The organism is Aerococcus mictus (genome assembly GCF_003286595.3).
Classification (GTDB): domain Bacteria; phylum Bacillota; class Bacilli; order Lactobacillales; family Aerococcaceae; genus Aerococcus; species Aerococcus mictus.
The window spans coordinates 497,778-519,439 of the sequence record NZ_CP132985.1 but is presented as its reverse complement, the minus strand read 5'-3'; the positions used below and the strand labels follow the sequence as shown (position 1 = coordinate 519,439).

Annotated in this window: 18 protein-coding genes and 1 riboswitch; of the genes, 6 read left to right on the top strand and 12 right to left on the bottom strand. The window is 44.0% G+C overall.

Annotation, left to right across the window (positions count from 1 at the left end; genetic code table 11):
• Positions 1 to 245 precede the first annotated feature (245 nt).
• Entirely contained in the window at positions 246 to 812 is a 567-nt protein-coding gene (gene thiT, locus DBT49_RS02495; protein WP_070558568.1) for an energy-coupled thiamine transporter ThiT, read from the bottom strand.
• A gap of 52 nt (positions 813 to 864) precedes the next feature.
• Positions 865 to 964: riboswitch (TPP riboswitch) on the bottom strand.
• On the bottom strand, positions 963 to 1,496 hold the full coding sequence (pyrR, locus tag DBT49_RS02490; protein ID WP_224783429.1) for a bifunctional pyr operon transcriptional regulator/uracil phosphoribosyltransferase PyrR: 534 nt from the start codon (positions 1,494 to 1,496) through the stop codon (positions 963 to 965). (Overlaps the previous riboswitch by 2 nt.)
• A 155-nt stretch (positions 1,497 to 1,651) precedes the next feature.
• Here pyrR and DBT49_RS02485 point away from each other — a divergent pair, with 155 nt between their 5' ends.
• The 3 genes from DBT49_RS02485 (at position 1,652) to DBT49_RS02475 (ending at position 4,356) form a co-directional block, all read left to right on the top strand.
• Complete coding sequence (locus tag DBT49_RS02485; RefSeq protein ID WP_070558573.1) at positions 1,652 to 2,479, top strand: alpha/beta hydrolase; 828 nt, start codon at positions 1,652 to 1,654, stop codon at positions 2,477 to 2,479.
• Between the two features lie 105 nt (positions 2,480 to 2,584).
• Complete coding sequence (locus DBT49_RS02480) at positions 2,585 to 2,908, top strand: iron-sulfur cluster biosynthesis family protein (RefSeq protein WP_070558575.1); 324 nt, start codon at positions 2,585 to 2,587, stop codon at positions 2,906 to 2,908.
• Positions 2,909 to 3,036: 128 nt separating this feature from the next.
• Positions 3,037 to 4,356, top strand: coding sequence for a hydroxymethylglutaryl-CoA reductase, degradative (locus DBT49_RS02475; protein WP_371653017.1), 1,320 nt, complete (start codon positions 3,037 to 3,039; stop codon positions 4,354 to 4,356).
• Positions 4,357 to 4,726: 370 nt separating this feature from the next.
• Here the strand turns inward: DBT49_RS02475 and DBT49_RS02470 are convergent, their stop codons facing one another.
• The 5 genes from DBT49_RS02470 to opp3b all read right to left on the bottom strand — a co-directional run bounded on the left by DBT49_RS02470 (position 4,727) and on the right by opp3b (position 10,680).
• Positions 4,727 to 5,890 carry a hydroxymethylglutaryl-CoA synthase gene (locus tag DBT49_RS02470; protein ID WP_111872385.1) on the bottom strand — a complete coding sequence of 388 codons (1,164 nt, stop codon included), beginning with the start codon at positions 5,888 to 5,890 and terminating at the stop codon, positions 4,727 to 4,729.
• Between the two features lie 750 nt (positions 5,891 to 6,640).
• A complete protein-coding gene (locus tag DBT49_RS02465; protein ID WP_013670088.1) occupies positions 6,641 to 7,570 on the bottom strand; it encodes an ABC transporter ATP-binding protein in 930 nt (309 codons plus the stop codon).
• Positions 7,563 to 8,684 carry an ABC transporter ATP-binding protein gene (locus DBT49_RS02460; RefSeq protein WP_060777826.1) on the bottom strand — a complete coding sequence of 374 codons (1,122 nt, stop codon included), beginning with the start codon at positions 8,682 to 8,684 and terminating at the stop codon, positions 7,563 to 7,565. The genes DBT49_RS02465 and DBT49_RS02460 overlap by 8 nt, the downstream gene beginning before the upstream one ends.
• Before the next feature lie 11 nt (positions 8,685 to 8,695).
• Positions 8,696 to 9,733 (bottom strand): oligopeptide ABC transporter permease, encoded by a 1,038-nt coding sequence (gene opp3C, locus DBT49_RS02455; RefSeq protein ID WP_013669512.1) that lies wholly within the window; start codon positions 9,731 to 9,733, stop codon positions 8,696 to 8,698.
• A gap of 2 nt (positions 9,734 to 9,735) precedes the next feature.
• The gene (gene opp3b / locus DBT49_RS02450; RefSeq protein WP_013669345.1) at positions 9,736 to 10,680 is read right to left on the bottom strand and encodes an oligopeptide ABC transporter permease; all 945 of its coding nucleotides are present in this window, start codon (positions 10,678 to 10,680) and stop codon (positions 9,736 to 9,738) included.
• Between the two features lie 73 nt (positions 10,681 to 10,753).
• Here opp3b and DBT49_RS02445 point away from each other — a divergent pair, with 73 nt between their 5' ends.
• Complete coding sequence (locus DBT49_RS02445; protein WP_101560476.1) at positions 10,754 to 11,134, top strand: DUF3899 domain-containing protein; 381 nt, start codon at positions 10,754 to 10,756, stop codon at positions 11,132 to 11,134.
• A gap of 217 nt (positions 11,135 to 11,351) precedes the next feature.
• On the opposite strand, the gene DBT49_RS02440 is transcribed toward DBT49_RS02445, so the two are convergent.
• From DBT49_RS02440 to DBT49_RS02425, 4 genes are all read right to left on the bottom strand, one after another.
• Positions 11,352 to 12,980 (bottom strand): peptide ABC transporter substrate-binding protein, encoded by a 1,629-nt coding sequence (locus DBT49_RS02440; protein ID WP_070558583.1) that lies wholly within the window; start codon positions 12,978 to 12,980, stop codon positions 11,352 to 11,354.
• Positions 12,981 to 13,189: 209 nt separating this feature from the next.
• Positions 13,190 to 14,818, bottom strand: a complete 1,629-nt coding sequence (locus DBT49_RS02435; protein ID WP_064292975.1) for a peptide ABC transporter substrate-binding protein — start codon at positions 14,816 to 14,818, stop codon at positions 13,190 to 13,192.
• Positions 14,819 to 15,072: 254 nt separating this feature from the next.
• Positions 15,073 to 16,704 carry a peptide ABC transporter substrate-binding protein gene (locus DBT49_RS02430; protein ID WP_070558585.1) on the bottom strand — a complete coding sequence of 544 codons (1,632 nt, stop codon included), beginning with the start codon at positions 16,702 to 16,704 and terminating at the stop codon, positions 15,073 to 15,075.
• Between the two features lie 272 nt (positions 16,705 to 16,976).
• Positions 16,977 to 18,347, bottom strand: a complete 1,371-nt coding sequence (locus tag DBT49_RS02425; protein ID WP_111872384.1) for a Sapep family Mn(2+)-dependent dipeptidase — start codon at positions 18,345 to 18,347, stop codon at positions 16,977 to 16,979.
• A gap of 209 nt (positions 18,348 to 18,556) precedes the next feature.
• Here DBT49_RS02425 and DBT49_RS02420 point away from each other — a divergent pair, with 209 nt between their 5' ends.
• Positions 18,557 to 19,669: a M24 family metallopeptidase gene (locus DBT49_RS02420; protein ID WP_070558589.1), complete on the top strand. Its 1,113-nt coding sequence runs from the start codon at positions 18,557 to 18,559 to the stop codon at positions 19,667 to 19,669.
• Between the two features lie 193 nt (positions 19,670 to 19,862).
• On the opposite strand, the gene DBT49_RS02415 is transcribed toward DBT49_RS02420, so the two are convergent.
• Complete coding sequence (locus DBT49_RS02415) at positions 19,863 to 20,210, bottom strand: hypothetical protein (protein ID WP_064292979.1); 348 nt, start codon at positions 20,208 to 20,210, stop codon at positions 19,863 to 19,865.
• A 207-nt stretch (positions 20,211 to 20,417) separates the two neighbouring features.
• Between DBT49_RS02415 and metK the strand changes: the two genes are divergently transcribed.
• Positions 20,418 to 21,629, top strand: a complete 1,212-nt coding sequence (metK, locus tag DBT49_RS02410) for a methionine adenosyltransferase (protein WP_070558590.1) — start codon at positions 20,418 to 20,420, stop codon at positions 21,627 to 21,629.
• The last annotated feature ends 33 nt before the right edge of the window (positions 21,630 to 21,662 follow it).

Below are 21,662 nucleotides of genomic sequence, written 5' to 3'. Positions count from 1 at the left end.
ATATAGTTCATAATTTCACATACTTAACTAAAAAAAGAGAGAAAGCCTTCAGCTAGGCTTTAACTTTAGTTATCCTTTTCACAAAACATTATAGCAAACGCTTTCTTATTAAAGTGTTTGCGCGCCAACAATTCTATAAAATCTTTCTTTTTTTATCAAAAATAGGTCTCCGTCAATAAAAAAACGCCCCCTCAAAGGACGTCTCAAAATAATCATTCCATCTAATCAATCGTTAAAATTGCAGCTTAATCTTCTGGGTTTAAGAGTCTGGGGGCATTATTAAATAACAAGGCCACCACTAAAGCCCCTACTAACCAGGTAAAGAAACCGGTAGGTACATTGACAATCGTCGTATACCACCAAGCATTCATTCCTTCTGGCGCATAGGAAGACCAAAAGGCATAGCCAGCGAACCAATGAATAAAGTATTGGGCAACCATCCCAATAAAGGTCGCTGAAAAGATACCGACCCATAGGCCTTTTTTATCCCCTTTTAAGGCTGCACTCTTCACGCGATTAGCAAAAACTCCAGTTAAACCTGCCAACATAAAGGCGAAGAAGTATTCAAGGAAGACTTGGAAGGGAGTTAGAATCGTGGCTTGACCGGTGATTAATTGCAAGAGCCCAAACAGAAAGCCGGCAGCAAAACCGCTCTTTATCCCCCGTCTTAAGGAGATCAAATAAATGGGAATAACTCCTAAGTTCACCCCAATACCAACTCCATTGGTTGTCGGCAAAAGTCCTAATAAATAAGCTAATACCGCTACCATAGCAATTTCCAATAAAATCCTTACTTGTTTACTTTGTCCCATAATAATTAAATCCTTTCTTAGCACAAAAACAGGTAAGAGAAAATGCCTCTTACCTGTTTATCGTGCACTTTCTTCCGCTAGTATTACCTAGTCTCAAGTTCAAAGGGTCTGTAAATTACATCTCAGCCATAAAGGCTCCCCTAGTACCAACTATTTAATTATATATACTGCATCCTTACTGTCGAGTTCCCGCATCTTGACCCGAATTTTTTCTTGCCGGGAAGTGGGAATATTTTTACCAACAATATCCGCTCGAATCGGTAATTCCCGGTGGCCCCGGTCAATGAGCGTCACTAAAGAGATCTTGCTTGGACGCCCATGATCCATCAAGGCATCCATGGTCGCCCGAATGGTCCGACCGGTCATGAGCACATCATCACAGATAAAGATATGTTTACCATTCACATCAAAGTCCAGCTGGGATAAGTCTTTGATCAGCTTATCCTTTTCCTGGTCGAGGTCATCACGATAGGCGCGGACGTCTAATTCCCCATAAAAGACATCAGCCTCTTCTAACTGGTTGATGCGGTCCTTAATCCGGTTAGCAATAATAGCTCCCCGGGTTTTAATCCCCACGATGGCTAAATTAGCGGTACCATGGTTGCGTTCCAAAATCTCATAACTCATTCGCGTTAAGGCGCGCTTCATTTCTGCTTCGTTGAGAAGCTCGACTTCTGTTGCCAAGGCATCTCCCCCTTATCCTTTATTCTACTCATCATTGTAGCGAAATATTGTGAAGTCTGCAATTATTTCTTAACCTTGAGCATCGTCAGGGGGATTGCGCTTGCTTAATCCCCCCGGGTCAAGTATGCTAATAGCACATTAAGCGGAGGTAAATCATGTTCAATGCCGATTATTATTATCTAAAAATGAAAACCCACTACTTAAGCTTGCCCTATTCTGGCAAGAAGCGGCGGGTGCGAGTCCTACTCCCTAAAAATTACCAGCAGGAATCCGCGTCCTACCCAGTCGTTTACATGCATGACGGACAAAATGTTTTTTATAGTAAGGAATCCTTCCTAGGTTATTCCTGGAAGGTCATTCCCACCCTCAAGCGTAATCCCGATTTAGCCAAGATGATTGTGGTCGGAATCGACAATGACCCTCAGACTCGGGCGGATGATTATAATGCTTGGAGCTTCGAAAACCCTAGTGACCCTAAGGCAAGGCCCTTGGGCGGCTTAGGCAATGATTTTAGTGACTTCATTATGAAAGTGGTTAAACCCTTTATCGACCAGACCTATCGAACTAAAACCGATAAAAAACATACCGCCATGATCGGGTCTTCTTTTGGGGCCAATATTACCGCCTATATGGGAATTAAGTATGCCGATCAGATTGGCCGCTTGGGGATTTTTTCCCTAGCCCAATGGATAGCCCAAGAACCCTTTGACCGCTATCTCAAGTCGCAAAGCTTAGACCCCGAGCAAAAAATCTACCTCCAAGTCGGCACCAAAGAAGGCGACGATACTGACCGTCTCTTTCTCCCAGGCAATATGGCCCAAGCCTATATCGATGCTTCCCTCCACTACCAGGCCTTGCTGATAGCAGGAGGTATCCCGGTAGAAAATATTGACTTCAACATCTATGTGGATGAAGAGCATAATGAATTTTACTGGGCCAAACATCTCCCCGACTGCCTCCGCTTTCTCAGTAGCGGCTGGTGAAGGTATGAAAACGTTTTAAAAATTATTTTTAGGCTTTTCCAACTAAACTGCTCACAAATTCTGATATAATCATCCTTATAAGAGTTGTTGTGAGGAGGATATGCCATGAAGTTATTTTTCACCCAGAAAGCCATACAACAGTTACAAAGCTTAGATCGTTTCCATAATATTTGCCTAACCACTTCCGATGAAACCGGTCATACCAGCCACAGAGCCTATCGTAGTCTAGTCTTACAGACCAATGCACCGAGTTTTGAAAGCTTTGATGAGGTCCTTGAAACCCATATTGGTCAAATCCATGTCACAACACAAGCTCTCAGCATGTTAGGCAATGATAACCGGATCGATTTTGATGAATTCCGGCAAGTTTTTGTCCTCTTAACTGACGATCAAATGGTCGATGATAATATCTATTGTATCGATCATTAATAGTGACCGGCTATTGATTAATAAAGCAATGACCCATAAACTAGAAGTTGGAAGCAATCGCCAACTTCTTTTTTTATGGAAAAGTACGAAAATTCCCCCTCACTGATAAACAAAGCAATTAGGAGGTTATCATGACTCAAGTGAATTTACAGGGCTTCTACCGTCTCCCCTTAGAGGAACGTCTGGCCCGCTTAAATGAGCTCCACTATATTAGTGATGCAGAAAAAGATTATCTCAAAAATAACCAGGGCCTAGCCTTAGACCTGGCTGATAACATGGTTGAGAATCTCATCGGAACCTACTCCCTCCCCCTAGGACTGGCAATGAACTTTGTCATCAATCAAAAAGACTACTTGATCCCCATGGCGATCGAAGAACCGAGTGTCATTGCAGCAGCTAGTTACGCCGCTAAAATGGCTAAGGCAGGTGGTGGCTTCCATAGTGAGGTCCTAGACCGACAAATGACTGGGCAAATGGTCTTCTTAGGCTTAGACCAAGCCAGTCAAGCTGACATCTGGACAACTTACATCAAAGACCACCAAGAAGAACTCATCCAGGTCGCCAACCAGGCCCATCCCAGCCTCAGCCGACGGGGCGGTGGGGTACGCCAATTAGAAACGGCCTACTATCCCAGTGAAAGCGAGCCTTTTTTTGTGGTCTATATGACGGTAGACACCCAAGAAGCCATGGGCGCCAATATGATGAATACCATGCTGGAAGCCTTAGCCAGTCACATTGAAGCACTTAGTCAAAAGGATGAGTCACTACCCCGTCTAGAAAAATTAATGGCCATTTTAAGCAACTTAGCTACCCAATGTCTGGCTAAAGCGACTTGTCAAATCCCTATTGAAGCTCTGGCTAAGCCTGGTCAAGATCCCAAAGTAGTGGCTAAGCGGATTAGTCAAGCCAGCCAACTGGCCCAAGTCGATCCTTATCGGGCCACAACCCACAATAAAGGGATTATGAATGGGGTTGATGCTCTGGTCCTCGCTAGCGGTAACGACTGGCGGGCGGTGGAGGCAGCCTGTCACGCCTATGCTAGCCAATCCGGACAATACCGGGGCCTGGCCAAATGGGACTACCTTGAAGACCAAGGCCTATTAGCTGGAGAGATCACCCTCCCCCTTCCCTTAGGAAGTGTCGGTGGATCAATCAAAATTCACCCTGCCGCTAAACTCGTCCACCACTTACTCGACCAGCCCAGTGCTAACGACTTAATGAAGATTGTCGCTGCCCTCGGCCTAGCTCAAAACCTAGCCGCATTGAGGGCTTTGGTCATTGAGGGTATCCAAGCGGGGCACATGTCACTTCAAGCCCGGTCCTTGGCCATCGCTGTGGGCGCCCAGGGCGATGAAGTGGACCAAGTCAGTCAAGCCTTACAAAAGGCAAAGCACATGGACCGGCAAAACGCCAAGGCGATCTTAGATGGCCTCCGTCAATCACTTTAATCAAGAGTAATTTTTCCATTAGAAAAGGGCCTGGGACAAAACACCCAGGCCCTTTTTCAAATACGAACTCTATAATCAAAACGTGTTCCAGTCACAGGACGAACGTCCGCTTCAAAAACTGCCGACACACAGTTTCCTGTGCTTATGACAGTTTTCTCCAGCGGTTTCGTCCTTTGACGTGACTGTCACACTCTCTTCAAACGTGTTCCAGTCACAGAACGAACATCCGCTTCAGAAAAAAGCGTCAAATTCTCTTTGAGAATTTTGACGCCTTTTTCTTCCAGTTGCTACAGTTGTTCGAATCGTCAGCGAGTGACAGATATAGTATGCCTAGCGATCTTGCCTCCTGATGCGCTTGTCGCATTCTCCCTTATTTACCGTAAATGCGTTTATGGTCTTTGAGGCCGAGTAGACGGTAGTCGTCCTGGTCCTCGTGGGCTGGAATGCTTTGCTGACTACCGTCACTAAGGAGGTCTTCTTGAAAGAGGGCTTCATATTCAGGAATGGAAAGCTTTTGCCGCTCAGCAAATTGTTGGCGGTGTTTATCTCCTTCCAAGTAGTCTTGGTAATTAGCTTCTAGGTTCATGGAGAAGAATTCGGCCATCGCTCCCGAACCGTAACTATACAGGCCAATGAGGTCGCCTGCTTGTAAAGAAGTATCGTTTTCCAATAAACTAATCAAACTGAGGTACAGGGATCCTGTGTAAATATTCCCTACCCGACGATTATAGGCCCGACTGGCTTCAAAGGATTCCTCCCACTCCCCTAGTGGTTCATCCTTAGCCTTTTGGGTGAGGTGTTTTAAACCTTTTAAGCCTAATTTGGTGTAAGGAAGGTGGAAGCAGAAAGCAGCAAAGTCATCCAGCTGGTGGCCGGAAAGTGCCTGGTGGTCAGCCCAAACTTGGTCTAGGGCATTAAGGTATTGGTCATTGGAATAATGTCCATCCACATGGGCCAAGCGCGAGTAATTAGGCCGCCAGAAATCCATGACATCAATGGTATAATAGGTAGCATCGTCATTGACACTAAGGATCCGGGGATTGGCAGTAATTAATAAGGCCACTGCCCCAGAGCCTTGGGTGGCTTCCCCTGCAGTGTTTAAGCCGTAGCGGGCAATATCACTAGTGAGAACCAGGGCCTTGGCTTGAGGGCGTTTAGTGATATGGTTGACGGCAGTTTGTAGGGCAAAGGTCCCCCCATAACATGCTTCTTTCACTTCGATACAACGGGCTTTGGGATTGATGCCTAATAAGTGGTGGATATAGATGGCCCCAGCCTTGGATTGGTCAATCCCTGATTCAGTGGCTAGAATCACTAAATCGATAGCCTCCTTGTCTTGGTCGGTCAGAATGCCTGCCGCAGCATTAGCAGCCATAGAAACTGTATCTTGAGACAAAGGGGCAAAGGCTTGCTGGTCTTGGCCTAAACCCAGCAGATACTTATTGGGGTCCGTTTGGCGTGCCTCAGCCAAGTCCCGCATTTCAATATATTGCTTTGGAATATAGAAATTATACTTATCAATACCAATTTTCATACTAGCAGTCCCTCGATTTAATTTATTGTTTTTAGTGTTATTCTTTCAGAAACTTTATTCTATCATAGTTTTAAAGGATATTTATTTTTGAGCGCTTTTTTAAGAAAAAACGAAACTTTTCCCTTTTGAGACAATAGACCGACTCTGATTATTCATTAAAGTCAGATCTACTTTATGGTATAATTAAGAAAAGTTTGACCTGGGTCATAAAGGAGGAGAAATAATGGCAGTTACTAAAGCACAAAAAGCCCGCAACCGTAAAATTCTCTGGTACATTATCTTAATTGCTGGACTTCTATTCCAAAGCTACCTACAACGTCACCAAGAAGACTAAAATAGTCATCGCTAAAACTTCGCCATAAACATGACGGAGTTTTTTTGTTCAGAAGCCTTAGAAAAAATCTCCACAAAAAAGCTGCAGAAGCCTTTGCCTCTGCAGCTTTTTAAATGAATATTTAATCAAAACCTGCTCCAGTCACAGGACGAACGTCCACTTCACACAGGGTGTGAGACTTGATGCCTAGGCTTGGATGATTGGAGCAAGTCAGAATAAAAGCGAAGCATTCGCTTGTTTCTGACTTGTGAAATCACTCCAAGTCTGCCAAGTCGAACCCGACTAAAAACTGGTAACGCCCAGCCTTGCTGAGCTTATCCCAGTTTTTTCCAGTTGCTATAGCTGTTCGAAGCGGAGCGAGTTACAAATATAGTATGCGTAGCGGTTTCGTCCTTTGTTGTGACTGTCACACTCTATTATTTGTAGTTAGCTTTATATTGTTCAGCTTCTTCAGGGCTACAGTAAACGTAGTGACCTGGGACGATTTCATGCATGCTTTCATTGCCAGTGAAGTCGGCATGGTCGTATGGGATCCGTTTCCGGTTACGTTCATGGATAGGGTCCGGTTGCGGCACCGCTGATAATAAACTCTTGGTATAAGGGTGTAAGGCATGGTAGTAGAGTTCATCAGAATCTGCTAACTCAACTAACTTTCCTCGGTACATAACCCCTATCCGGTTAGAGATATATTTCACCATAGACAAATCGTGGGCAATAAAGAGATAGGTTAAGTTAAACTCTTTTTGCAGGCGTTGCATCAAGTTAACCACTTGGGCCTGGATGGAAACGTCCAAGGCTGAAATGGGTTCGTCAGCAATAATCATCTTCGGGTTAACCGCTAAGGCGCGGGCAATCCCAATCCGTTGCCGTTGCCCCCCAGAAAACTCGTGAGGATAACGGGAAGCATGATCAGCTTTCAAACCAACCACTTCAAGTAATTGCTTGACTCTTTCCTTGGCTTCCGCTTCACTATTACAGATCTTATGAATTTCCAGACCTTCAGCAATGATGTCTTCAACCTTCATCCGCGGATTCAAGGAAGCATAGGGATCTTGGAAGATCATTTGAATGTCTTTTCTAAAGGCTAATTCATCTTGGCGCTTCTTAATGGCCGCAATATCCTTGCCTTCAAAGAGAATCTCCCCGTCAGTTGGTTGGTATAAGCGCATGATGGCCCGTCCAGTTGTCGTCTTACCGGAACCCGATTCGCCAACCAGACCAAATGTTTCCCCTTCATAAATGTCGAAGGAAATATCATCGACACCACGCACTTCATTCTTTTGTCCAACATTAAAATATTGTTTTAAGTGATGAACTTCTAAGAGAGGTTTTTCTTGCTTAGTCATGGGCGACCTCCTTTTGTGCGGCTTGTTTATGGGCTTGGTCAAGTACGCCTGTGCTGGTACCATTTTCTTCAACTAGTCCCTCTGCCACTAATTGTTGATAGGTTTCAAAGCGAGAACTGATTTCTTCAGGAACCGTCACTGCTGGGCAATCGGGATGAAGTAACCAAGTAGCCGCAAAGTGGGTATTAGAAACTTGGAACATTGGCGGTTGTTCTTCATAGTCGATAGCCATAGCGTAGTCACTCCGCAAGGCAAAGGCGTCTCCCTTAGGTGGGTCTAATAAGTCCGGCGGGGTCCCAGGGATTGAAAGTAGCTTACCCTCCGTATCTAGGGTTGGCATGGAGGTAATTAAACCCCAAGTATAAGGATGTTGAGGATTATAGAAAATCTCATCAACCGTTCCATATTCCACAATCTTACCAGCATACATCACCGCTACCCGGTCAGCCACATTCGCCACCACACCCAAGTCGTGGGTAATAAAGATAATTGAGGTGCTTGAAGTGGTTTGGAGCTCCTTCATCAATTCTAAGATTTGGGCTTGAATAGTCACATCTAGAGCGGTGGTTGGTTCATCAGCGATTAGAATTTCAGGACGACAAGCTAGGGCAATAGCAATAACAATTCTTTGCCGTTGACCCCCAGAGAATTGGTGGGGATAATCGCGCATCCGGTCCTTGGCATTAGGAATTCCCACTTGCTCTAAGAGTTCCAAGGCCCGCTTGTTAGCTTCTTCCTTAGACGCATTTTGGTGGAGGCGGATCGGTTCGGCCACTTGGTCACCAATCCGCATAACTGGGTTTAGGGAAGTCATCGGATCTTGGAAGATCATGGCAATGTCTTCTCCCCGAATGGCTTGCATTTCTTTGTCGGTCTTTTCGAGTAAGTTTTCATTTCTGAAATTGACCTCACCGCCATTAACTACGGCATTGTTGGCTAAAAGACGCATCACCGTTCGAACGGTCACGGATTTTCCAGAGCCTGATTCACCAACAATGGCTAGGGTTTCGCCTTTTTTCAATTCAAAACTTACCCCGCGAATGGCTTGGACTTGACCAGCAAAGGTATCGAAACCAATTTCTAGATCTTTTACTTCTAGTACATTTTCACTCATTTGCTCGCCTCCTAATCCGTTGTTTTTGGATCAAGTGCATCTCTTAATCCGTTTGCTAGCATATTAAATGAAATCATAACGATACAGAGGACACCCGCTGGATACCACATCAAGTGAGGTAGGAAGCGGAAGGTCTTATAACCATCGTTAATCAGTGTCCCTAAGGATGCTTGAGGAGCTGGAATTCCTAAACCAATAAAGCTCAAGAAAGCTTCAAAGAAGATGGCTGAAGGAATGGAGAAGATGGTTTGAATAATAACCACCCCAGCAATATTAGGCAGAATATGCTTGAGGGCAATCTTGAAAGGAGATTCTCCTAGACTCCGTGCCGCTAAAACATATTCACTGGTTTTAATTTTCAGGGTTTCTGCCCGAACTAAACGCGCCATGGTAATCCACTCGGTCAAGGCTAGGGAAATAATAATGGATGAGATCCCTGGACGTAAGACGAGTAATAAGAGGATAACTACCACTAAGTTAGGCACCCCAGACATTACTTCAAGAATACGTTGCATCAAGTTGTCGACCTTGCCGCCCATCCAACCGGAAACAATCCCGTAAGGCACCCCAATTAAGAGGTTCAAGAGTGCGGCAACCACCCCGATAAAGAGGGAAACGCGAGTACCATAGAGAATCCGCGATAACAAGTCACGTCCTAAAGCGTCCGTTCCTAGGTAGAAGTATTGACCTTCAGGAACCCCAGCCTTGGCATAAGCGTCAACCGCTGCGCCAGCCACTTTTGTTTTACCATCGAACCAGGACAAGGCTTCCAATCCAGGAATCTTAGGAGGTAGGTTGGCAAATTGAGCATTTTGGGCGGCATAGTCATAAGGAGCTAAAACCGGAGCTAATAAAGCAATGATAGCCACAATAATTAGGATAACCAAAGAAACAACAGCTGCTTTATTCTTCTTTAAGCGCCGCCAAGCGTCTTGAATAAAACTCAAGGATGGTGCTGAGATGGTTTCAGCGGATAAGTAATCCTCATGGTTAACCGGGCGGAAGCTTTCTTTACTCATTTTAGGGTAAGCTTTGGTATTTTCAGCCATTCTTAACGCCCTCCTTCAGTACTTACACGAATACGTGGGTCAATAATTCCGTATAAGATGTCGACAATTAATAAGATAACTACCAAGGCGGTAGAGTAGAACATGGTCACACCCATAATGGTTGGGTAGTCATTGGTGGTAATGGATTTAACAAATTGTTCCCCAATTCCTGGGATAGCAAAGATATTCTCCACGACCATAGAACCCGTCATCAAGGCCACAGACAGAGGGCCAAGGATGGTTACTAGGGGAATCAAGGCATTCCGTACCCCATGTTTAAAGGCCACCTTGGTTTGACTAAGCCCCTTAGCCCGAGCTAATTCGATATAGTCAGAATTCAAGACATCCACCATCTCGGTACGCACAAAACGCGCTGAATTGGCCAAAGGCGAAATCGAGAGAGCAATGGTCGGTAAGACCGAGGACCACAGCCCACTATCCCAAAGAGCAATTGGGAACCAGCCCAGTTTAACAGCGAAAATCAGCTGTAAGAGGACGGCGAAAACAAAGTTAGGTATCGATTGCCCTAGGATCGAGAGAAAGGTTAGTCCGGAATCAATCCAAGTATTCCGGTACATGGCTGAAATAACCCCAAAAATAGTCCCAATCACGGTCCCTACCAGTAAGGCTTGGGCCCCTAATTGGATGGAAGGCCAGATCCGGGCGCCTAATAATTCAGACACTGGGGTGTTATTGAATTGGAATGATACCCCAAAGTCGCCCTTCAGCATTCCTAAAATATAGCGAATATATTGCACAAATACTGGGTCGTTTAAGCCATAACGTTCATTCATAATATAAATCTGCTCAGGAGAAAGCTTATCTTCATTAGTATAAGGCGTTCCCGGTAAGAGCTTCATTAAGAAAAATGTGATCGTTGCAATTAGAAATAAGGTCAAAACCATAAAGAATATTCTTCTTAATAGAAACTTGCCATATGATTTCATAAATTGCGCCACCTCCTAATTTATGGTAAATTTAATAACATTGAAAATCACAATATAAGGAATGATATCAACTATGAAAAAAAATAAAGGCCTTCTTTTGGTCAGTATATTAACTGTCCTGCCACTCCTTCAATTACTGATTGAGTCCAGCTATCCCTGGGCCAGACGCTTAAGTGACAGTTACTTTATACTTTCCGCTTGTTTTTTGATTCCCTCCCTTGCTGGTTGGATATTAAAAGCCGGTACCTTTGATACGTTTCAATCCATGTGGAAGAAATATGGGCCGAGGCTGTGGAAGGCAGCTCCCGATCCATCTCCAGTCAGCACAGAAGATTCTGACAAAGAAGACTATCTGTCGACTCACATCGGACCTTGGTACCGCAAAGGTCTAGCCATAGGAAGTTTTTTCCTAGTTTTATCACTTGTATTCCTATTACTATACTACTTATTTTAGAGAATTGCATCTACTTTTTATGGCTTAAAAGTAGCGTTTTATCTGTTTGAGTGTATAGAAATCTTATCATAGTATTCCTTACGTGATATATTCTAACAAAGACAAAAGAGGCTTGCTAGAGCCTCTTTTTAATTTTGCCTCATTCACCCTTCAATTTTATAGATCAAGCTTGATTCGTTGAAGGATATCTATGCTTCATTATTTAAATTCAGATTTCTTATTCAAAGTAAGCGGTTCTGAAGTCATATTCGAGGTTGACTGGGCGGAAAGTAATGCCCTTAAGATTTGGATTACGTAATTGGGTTTCTACTTCTTGATAGAGAACTAAGACTGCTTTGTCATCAGAGAGAATCTTTTGAGCTTCTTTAAAGTCTTCCCAACGTGTCTTAGGGTCATTAGCATCTTGGTTGCCTGCTCTTTCTACGACCTTATCATATTCAGGATTCTTATAGTGCCCTTGATTGTAGAAATTATCAGATTTGAAAAGGTCATAGAAGTTGCTTGCATCCGCATAGTCAGCTCCCCAACCGGTGATAACAAGATCAAAATTCCCTTCTGCCACTTGACTCATTCGGTTCTTCTTAGGAACGTTAGTAATTTCTACCTTAACTCCTGGCATATTTTCTTCAATTTGCCCTTGGATATATTGGGATTCCTTCTTAGATTTCTCATCATCATCAGCCAGTAAGCGGATAGTCACTTGGTCTTGACCGAGTTCAGACTTGGCCTTTTCCCAATATTCTTTGGCCTTGTCTTTATCGGCAAATTTCTCATTACCGTATTCACTGACGAAGTCTTCCCCGGTTTCAGGGTTAGCGACAAAGTTTTCTGGCACAAAGGTTGAAAGCCCTTTAGAACCGTCCCCAATAATCTTTTGGGTCAATTCATCATTATCGATCGCATAGTCAACAGCTTGACGGAAGTTACGGTTAGCTAAGACCTTGTTCTCATAGTTAAGTTGTAAGTAACGGGTCCGAGCTTTCTCTTGTTGAACAGCATTAGGATGGTCAGCAAATTGTTTAACGGTTTCACCGGTCAAGAGGGAATTGTCGACTTTCTTAGAATCAAAGAGATTGACGTTCGTTGAGACTTCTTTCATCACTTGGACGTCAATATTATCTACTTTGACTTGGTCCTTGTTATAGTAGTCTGGATTCTTTTCCAGTTTCCATTCTAAGCCCGATCCGTCCCATTCCACCATCTTGTAAGGGCCGCTAGCAATCGAGTTTTCGGCTGAGCTACCATAACGGTCACCCTTTTCTTCCACAAATTTTTGGTTAGTTGGGAAGAAAGGCACAAAGGATAAGAGATGTTCCAAATATGGTGTCGGTTTGGACAAGTTAATTTCAATGGTATGGTCATCCAAGGCTTTAACGCCAATTTCTTCAGGGGCCTTCTTGCCATCAGCAATTTCTGGACCATTGACAAAGTTCTCTAAGAGATAGGAGTAAGCCGCCCCTGTTTTAGGGTCAGCCAGGCGACGAATGGCATAGACAAAGTCATGGGCAGTCACAGGGTCCCCGTTCGACCACTTGGCATCGTCACGCATCTTAACGGTATAAGTCAAACCGTCTTCTGATTTTTCTGGCATTTCCTTGGCTAAGGCTGGTTGGACTTCATTCTTTTCATTTTCCCAATAGAGCCCTTCCTGGACTAAGCCAATATAATTTGCCGCGTTAATATCCATTACAGTCCCAGAATCGAGTGTCGATAGTTCGGTGTTAACAGCATAGTTAATGGTCGAATTTTTTCCACTCTTGTTTCCTGCACTTTCTTGTCCACTGCATGCTGCCAAGAAAAGACTAGCAGCCGTGGCAAGGAGCAAAGCACTACGTTTTACTTTCATATTTATCTCCCCTTAAAAATTTATTTATCTAATAAAATACCCTATTAGAGATAAATTGTCAAACTATTTTGAATATTTTTTAAATGAATAAATACAGCTGTTTTTGAAAACTTCCTTTTATAAGAAGTAATCCCCCTTTATAAGCAGAAAAACAAAAAAGACGCCCAACTCGAAAGTAGCGGCGCCTTTTAAAGTCAGCCATTTAGCTGTTATTCATTGGCAGAATTATCAATAGTCGCTGTACGGATGTCAAATTCATTTCCGACAGGACGGTAAGTGATGCCTTGAACACGTGGGTTCCGGAGTTCAGCATCTTGTTTTTGTGATAAAACAATCGTAGCTTCATCAGCGGCTAAGAGACGTTGTGCTTCAATGAAGTCATTGTAACGCGCTTGAGGGTCATTAGCATCTTCATTGGCCGCTTTTTCTAATAATTGGTCATAGGCTGGATTAGAATAGTTGCCATGGTTATTGGAGTGACCAGTCGTGAATAGGTCAAGGAAGTTCGAGGCATCAGCATAGTCAGCCAACCAGCCAGAAATAGCCATATCAAAGTCACCAGCATTTTGTTGGGCAATCCGGTTCTTACCTGGCACAGTGATTAAGTCAACTTTTAAGCCAGGGAGGTTATTTTGGATTTGACCTTGGAGGTATTCCCCCACTTGCTTAGAGCCTTCGTCATCAGAAGAGAGTAAACGAATGCTGTAAGAGTCTTGTGGCAGTTCTTTTTGAACTTTTTCCCAGAGTTCTTTGGCCTTTTCAGGGTCATATTTTGGTTCAATGCCAGCGTCCTTGGTGAAATCTTCTCCCGTTTCAGGGTTGTGGACCAAGTCATTAGGCACTAAGGTACTTAGTGGGACTGAGCCGTCTGCTTTAATTTGTTCAGCGTATTCCTTATTATCGATCGCATAGTTTAAAGCTTCACGGAAGTCTTTATTAGCTAATAATGGATTTTCTTGGTTCAACTCGATGTAGTAAGTTGAAGCAGTTGGACGGTATTCAAGGTGTGGGTGGTCACTATATTGACGGACTAATTCACCACGTAAGAGCGCATTATCCACTTCCCCATTTTCAAAGAGGTTCACGGTAGTGGAGTCTTCTTTAATGACTTGGACTTCAGCACCGTCCACTTTCACTTGGTCAGCATTGTAGTAGTCGTCATTCTTGACTAATTTCCAAGTTAAGCCGGTACCATCCCAGTCTTCCACCTTGAAAGGCCCATTGGCTAGGACATTATCGGAGTTGGTTCCGTAGTCATCACCTTTTTCTTCCACATATTTTTGGTTAAGTGGCGAGAAGGTGGTGAAGGCTAATAGATGTTCCATGTATGGGGTTGGGCGAGATAATTTGATTTCAATGGTGTAATCGTCTAAAGCTTTTACACCTAAGTCTTCTACTGGGCGGTCGCCTTTTAACACTTCTTCCGCATTTTCGAAATTCTCCACTAGGTAAGCATAGGTAGCCCCAGTTTCTGGATTGGCTAAGCGTTGGACAGCATAGACAAAGTCGTGAGCGGTGACAGGGTCTCCATTGGACCATTTAGCGTCATCGCGCATCTTAACGGTGTAAGTTAAGCCATCTTCAGACTTTTCTGGCATTTCCTTGGCTAAAGCCGGATGCACTTCGTTATTTTCATCTTCCCAATATAAAGGATCTTGCATGTGACCAATGTAGTTAGCACTTTGCACATCCTCTACCCGGGTAGAGTCTAGGGTAGTCATTTCCTGTAATTCAGTCCGACGAATAACATTCTGGTTTTGGCTTTGGCCCTGCCCACAGCCACTAAGTACTAAGGCTGCAGAAGCTAAGACCGTCACAGCGAGTTTCTTAAACTTCATAATAATATTTTTCCTCCCCTAAAATAAATATAATTCGTATGGGATAATATACCCTAAACTGTCAGAAAAATCAATCATTTTCACTAATTTTTAGCACAAAAAGATACATTGTGAACGTTTTCTGCAAGCTGACATATTTTTCACTAATTTTCATATATAAAATCAGTAAAAACAAAAAACAGGGGCAGCCCCCCCCTGTTTCTAATGCGTCAGGGAAACTACTCCTGCTTAGTGATGTACTTATTTAGTTGAGATTATTTTTCAGCGGCTGAATTATCAATTGTCGCGGTACGGTAGTCAAACTCATTACCAACGGAACGGTAGGTCGCCCCTTTGACACGTGGGTTACGTAATTCAGCGGTTACCCCTTGGTTAAGGACAATGATTCCTTCATCTTCGGCCAGAATCTTTTGCGCTTCTAAGAAGTCATTGTAACGGGCTTGCGGATCATTGGCATCTTGGTCAGAGGCTCTGTTTAATAATTCATCATATTTAGGATTCGAATACTTGCCGTCATTATTTGGATTGTCAGTCTTCCAGCAATCTAAGAAGTTAGAAGCATCGGCATAGTCTCCCAACCAACCAGCGAGAACCAGGTCGAAGTCCCCTGATCTTTGTGCAGCAATCCGGTTCTTACCAGGGACAGTAATTAAGTCTACTTTGAGGCCAGGTAATTTATTTTCTAATTGTCCTTGGAAGTATTCACCCACACGCTTGGAGCCTTCATCGTCAGAAGATAAGATACGTAGGCGGTAGGAATCTTGTGGAACAGCAGCTTTAGCCTTTTCCCAGAGTTCTTGGGCCTTGTTAACATCAACTTTTGGCTCGATATTGGCATCATCCACTAAGTCAGCCCCAGTTTCTGGGTTCTTGACTAGGCCCTTAGGCACAAAGGTTGAAATTGGGGTTGAACCGGTCGCTAGGATTTGTTCGGTATATTCTTTATTATCCAAGGCGTAGTCAAGCGCAAGACGGAAGTCCTTATTAGCCAGCAATGGATTCTTGTGATTAACACCAATGTAAGAAATTGAGGCCTTAGGTTTGAAGTTCAGGTTAGGATTATCCTTGTATTGACGGACTAACTCTCCACTCAGAATGGTATTGTCGACTTCACCATTCTCAAATAGGTTCACCCGGGTAGAGATTTCCTTGATGACTTGAACATCGGCGCCATCGATTTTAACCTTGTCCGCATTATAGTAGTCTGGGTTTTTGACTAATTTCCAGTTAAGTCCAGTACCATCCCAGTCTTCCACCTTGAAAGGACCACTAGCGAGGACGTTTTCAGAATTACTCCCGTAAGCGTCACCCTTTTCTTCCACAAATTTCTTGTTTAATGGTGAGAAATTAGTGAAGGCAAGTAAGTGGTCCATATATGGGACTGGCTTAGCTAACTTAATTTCTACAGTATGGTCATCCAAGGCCTTAACCCCTAAGTCTTCTACGGGGCGGTCGCCCTTGAGAACGCCCTCAGCATTTTCGAAGTTCTCTACTAAGTAAGCATAAGAAGCACCAGTTTTTGGGTTGGCTAGGCGTTGAACGGCATAAACAAAGTCATTGGCAGTGACTGGATCCCCGTTAGACCATTTGGCGTCATCGCGCATTTTAATGGTGTAAGTTAAACCATCTTCAGACTTCTCAGGCATTTCTTTAGCTAAGGCTGGTGTGACCTTATTATTTTCGTCTTCCCAGTACAAGGGGTCTTGCATGTGACCAATATAGGCAGAGCTCCCTGTATCTTCAACCGTGGTCGAGTCTAGGGTGGAGATTTCCTGAGCCTCGGTGAGGTGAACGATCTTCTCATTAGCCTTACTATTTTGACTACAGCCCGCTAAAGCAAGAGCTGAAAGGGACAATAAACTTATAACTAATTTTCTTACCTTCATTTTCTTTACCTCCTCAAAGTAAGTTATCCAAAAATATACGCCTCGAGGAGGAAAAAAGCAATAACTTATAAAAGATTATTTAAAGTTTTTATAAATAAAAAGTTAAGGAAAGTGCCTGACAAGTATGACAAATAGCGAAATTCCAAGAAAAAAAAGCGACAAAATTCATTCTAGAATTCGTCGCCTTTTTTATATAAACATCACTATTGACTAGGGAAGCCTCTCATATTCAAAAAGTTATAAACCTAGTCACTAAGCCCTCAATTCTCTGCTTACAAGTCGTCCATCTGTCCTAATTCAATAATGACTTGGGTGTAGAGTCGGAGCAAATCTTCTAGATTACTTAAGTCTATCCACTCATTGGCTTGGTGGGCGACTGTGGGGTCATCAGCCATAGCAGCACCAAAGCCTACACAATTAGGAATATATTTACTGTAGGTTACCCCACCACTGACAGTGGGTTCTTGGTCTTCTGAAGGGAAGACTTCTTCAAATTGCTTGAGCAGAGCCTGGATGGCTGGTCGCTTAGCATCCACCAAGGTCCAAGGAACATCAAAAGTGGTCTCAAAGTGAGCCTCTGGGAAGTGTCCCTTAACCCGGTCATAGAGCTGGTCACTGGTCCAGACATCAGGGTAACGGATATCGACTTCCATCTGGTAAGCCCCCTTACCGTCAAGGACTAGGGTTCCTAGGTTAAAGGTTAAGGCCCCCATTTTTTCTGTTGATGAGTTAATGCATAAACCAGAGCCATCACTGGCCCCTACGCGATCAAGAAGCTGGCTAGCGTAGTTGTCGCCATAGGCATTAGCCGCAATATCTAAGGCCCGGACAATGGCATTGGCCCCTAATTCAGGTACCGAAGAATGAGCCGCCTTACCCTTGACCTGGATAACGACCATTTCGCTGTCGCTAACCACCTTGACTGGCCAGTCTTTGGCTTGGCAATAGGCTTCGGCCGCCTCAGGGTTATTGGCCTTGAGGGCGATTTGGCAGGAAGAAGCCACTACATTAGCGCCTTCCCCACCCTTGATGCTATGGACCAAGGAATCTGCCGGCCACTGCCCACTAATAGTCCAGGTGAGCGCTCCTTTTTCCCCAATGGAGAGTGGAAAATTCCCATCAGGGGTAAAGGCAAAGCTAGGCTCAGAGGCCTGTTGACGGAAGTATTTCATATCATCCATATTGCATTCTTCATCGGTCCCGTAAAGCCATACTAATTGATTTTTGAGGGGAATTTGGTAGTCACGGATAATCTTTAAGGCATAGTAAACCAGCATATCAGCCCGTTTCATGTCATCGCTGCCCCGGCCATAAAGGCGGTTATCCACGATTTTACCGGAGAAGGGGTCATCCTCCCAACCAGCAGCCACATCCACCACATCCAAGTGACAGGCAATTTCAACCCGCTGACCTTGACCATTATTTTTAGGCTCAATGCTTAGGACATGACCCTGGTAATTTTTTGTCTCGAAACCATCTGATTGAGCCTTCTCTTCTAACCATTCCACAGCTTGAGCAACAGCGGGGCCATAGGGGGCCCCTTCACTGGCCTGATCCAAGTTTCTGACCGAAGGAATTTGGACCAAGTTTTGAATATCTTTTATCAGTGCGTCAACATATTGTTTATAGTCTATTTTTACCATGAATTCTCACTTCCTAATTAGCGTCAAGTCAGGCCTTGTGAAACGCTTACTTTTATTTCCAGTTTAGCACATCTTACTGACTTTGAATACCTGTAAAGACCAGTCAAATTTATGCTATAATAAGCCAAATAGTCTGACAAATGAGAACCTTTTTAGGCTTCAAAGTCTATGATTAAGGGCTCATTGTCAAGCAAAAAAGGAGGAAGAAAATGACTAATCATAGCTACCAACGTTTAGACATTTTACAAGACAATCTCAAATCTCAAGGCATTAGTCGCTTAGTAATTAGTGACCCCTATGCCATTTCTTATTACTACAATATTGAATTCGATCCCAATGAAAGAATCTGGTTAATGATCGCCCAAGCTGACCAAGAGCCGGTTTTAATTGCCAATGAACTCTTTGTCTTTGAAGAACCCGATAAGGGCCAAGTGGTTTGGATTAAAGACGGTGATAGTATCGTTGAAGCCTTTGAAAAAACTAAGGTGTTTGAGAACCTGGCAAATGGTGCAAGTGTTGGTGTCGATAAACATCTGATTGCAGGCTGGTTACTGCCCTTGATGGAGGCCTATCCAAGCTTTAACTGGTTACTGACCAGTGATATCGTTGACCAACAACGGGCCATCAAATCGGAAGAGGAAATGGCAGCCATGCGGGAAGTCTCTGCCATCACCGACCGGGCCATGAAGCGGGTAATTGAAGAAGTGATTCCTTATGGCTATAGTGAGATTGAGGCTTGCGAACAGTTGAAGAAAATCTTTGTCGAAGAAGGAGCTAACCAAGGCCTAAGCTTTGAACCGATCATTGCCTATGGGCCTAATGGAGCCGACCCCCACCATGTGCCTGACCACTCTAAACCAGAGCTGGGGGACTCTGTGGTGATTGACATCGGCTGCCGCCATAACTATTACTGTTCTGATATGACCCGGACGGTTTATTATGGCCAACCCACTAAAGAAGCGCTAAAAATCCACCAAATTGTTGAAGAGGCCCAAGCTCGGGGATTTAAGGCGGCCCAAGTAGGACAAGCCTTGGCTGAAGTGGACCTAGCGGGACGAAACCACATCGACCAAGCCGGATACGGCCCTTACTTTACCCACCGAATTGGCCACTTTATCGGCCGGGAATGTCATGAGAAGGGGGACGTCTCCCAAGTCAACCAAACCCCTATCCAAGCCGGAAATATCTTCTCAGTAGAACCAGGTATCTACCTAACCGGCAATACCGCAGTTAGAATCGAAGACCTAGTCATCGCTCATGAAGAAGGTCCTGAAGCCATCAACCACTATCCTCGTGAAGCACAAATCCTTGAACCAAAATAAAAGGATGTGAGGAAGGACCAGGGAGGGAGATTCCTTGGAGGAAAAGATGAAAAGATCAGCTTGCTGATCGTTCAACTTTTCTGAAAGAACATCCCCCTCACCCTTCCGAACTCAACTAAAAGGCAAAAGGAGGCTGGAACCTTGATTCCAGTCTCCTTTTTGCTTGGCATTATATTTAAATGTTATTAGCTTACTAGATAAAGGTAACCACCTGGCGGAAAAAGTTGACCAAAATGGGCATTACTAGGACCGCCACAATTATCGCTAAAATAGCCAGGAGTAAAACAATGAAACGGGAAGCTCCCTTGTTAGGTGACGACCATTGCCATTGGCGACGTTTTTGCTTTTCAAAGAAGATTTCATTAGTATCTTGGTCATGAAGTTCTTGGTCATCAAATGATAAGTCACGAAAATCATCACTATTGAATTCGGTGGTTGCTTGGTTGTACAAAGGATCATTAACTTCACTTTTGCCCTTTGCTTGGTTTTGTTTTTCTTTTTCATAAGCTTTTTTTGCTTGTCTGTAATCCCGGCGTTTCATCCACACACCACCCTTAAATAAAAGCTGTGACTTTAAACATTAGTATAGATTAGTTTACCTTTAATTTCTTGGAAATTCAACACAGGCCCTATCAAGGCAGACAGAAAAAATCTCTACTTGACTCTATGCTTGAAATCACTTTCTTAGATACAAATTGACCCTTGTATGCTATGATACTAGAGAAATCAAGAGAACTAGGAGGTTCCTATGTCAAAAGAAAAAAGATTATTTACTAGTGAAAGTGTCACAGAAGGACATCCTGACAAGGTAGCCGACCAAATTAGTGATGCTATTCTGGACGCCGCTATTGCTCAAGACCCCAACAGTCGGGTAGCATGTGAAACCATCGTAAATACTGGCTTAGTTTTTATTTTTGGAGAGATCTCTACTAAAGCCGTCCTTAATTATCAAAAAATTGTTCGTGATACCGTGACCAAAATTGGTTACCGGCGAGGTAAGTTCGGCTTTGACGCTGAGAATTTATCAGTGATGGTAGCCATTGACCAACAATCTCCTGATATCGCCCAAGGGGTTGACATTTCCCTAGAAGCCCGGAAAGAAGACGATAGTTTGGCCGCTGAGGAAGCTATTGAGTCCTTAGGTGCTGGTGACCAAGGGTTGATGTTTGGTTACGCCTGTGATGAAACCGAAGAATATATGCCTCTGGCCATCACCCTAGCCCACCGTTTGACTGAACGTTTGGCCTATGCCCGTCACAGTGGCTTACTGCCTTACTTACGTCCAGACGGCAAAACCCAGGTAACGGTTGAATTGGATGATGCAGGCAGACCCTTCCGCGTGGATACCATCGTGCTTTCTACCCAACATGCCGAAGAAATCACCCAAAAACAAATCCACCAAGATGTTAAGGAATACATCATTAAACCAGTGATCCCAGCTTCCCTATTAGATCAAAATACCAAATACTACATCAATCCGACTGGCCGCTTCGTTATTGGCGGTCCTAAGGGCGATTCCGGCTTAACTGGCCGCAAGATTATTGTGGATACCTACGGTGGTGCAGCCCGACATGGTGGTGGAGCCTTTTCCGGAAAGGATGCCACCAAGGTAGACCGGTCAGCCTCTTATATGGCCCGCTACATTGCTAAAAACATTGTTGCTGCCGGTTTAGCCAAGGCTTGTGAAGTCCAACTCGCCTACGCCATTGGAGTAAGCGAACCGGTATCTATCGCTGTCGATACTTTTGAAACCGGGACTGTTTCTGAAGACCGCTTATTAGAAGCTATTCGCGAAATCTTCCCACTATCACCTTCTGGTATTATCAATAGCTTAGATTTGCGCCGGCCCATCTACCAACCAACCGCTACCTACGGCCACTTTGGTCGTCCTAGCGATAAGGGCTACTTCCCTTGGGAGAAGACTGACCGGGTCCAAGCCCTATTAAAAGCTGTCCAATAAAATACATTGAATACTTATGCCAAAATAAAAAGG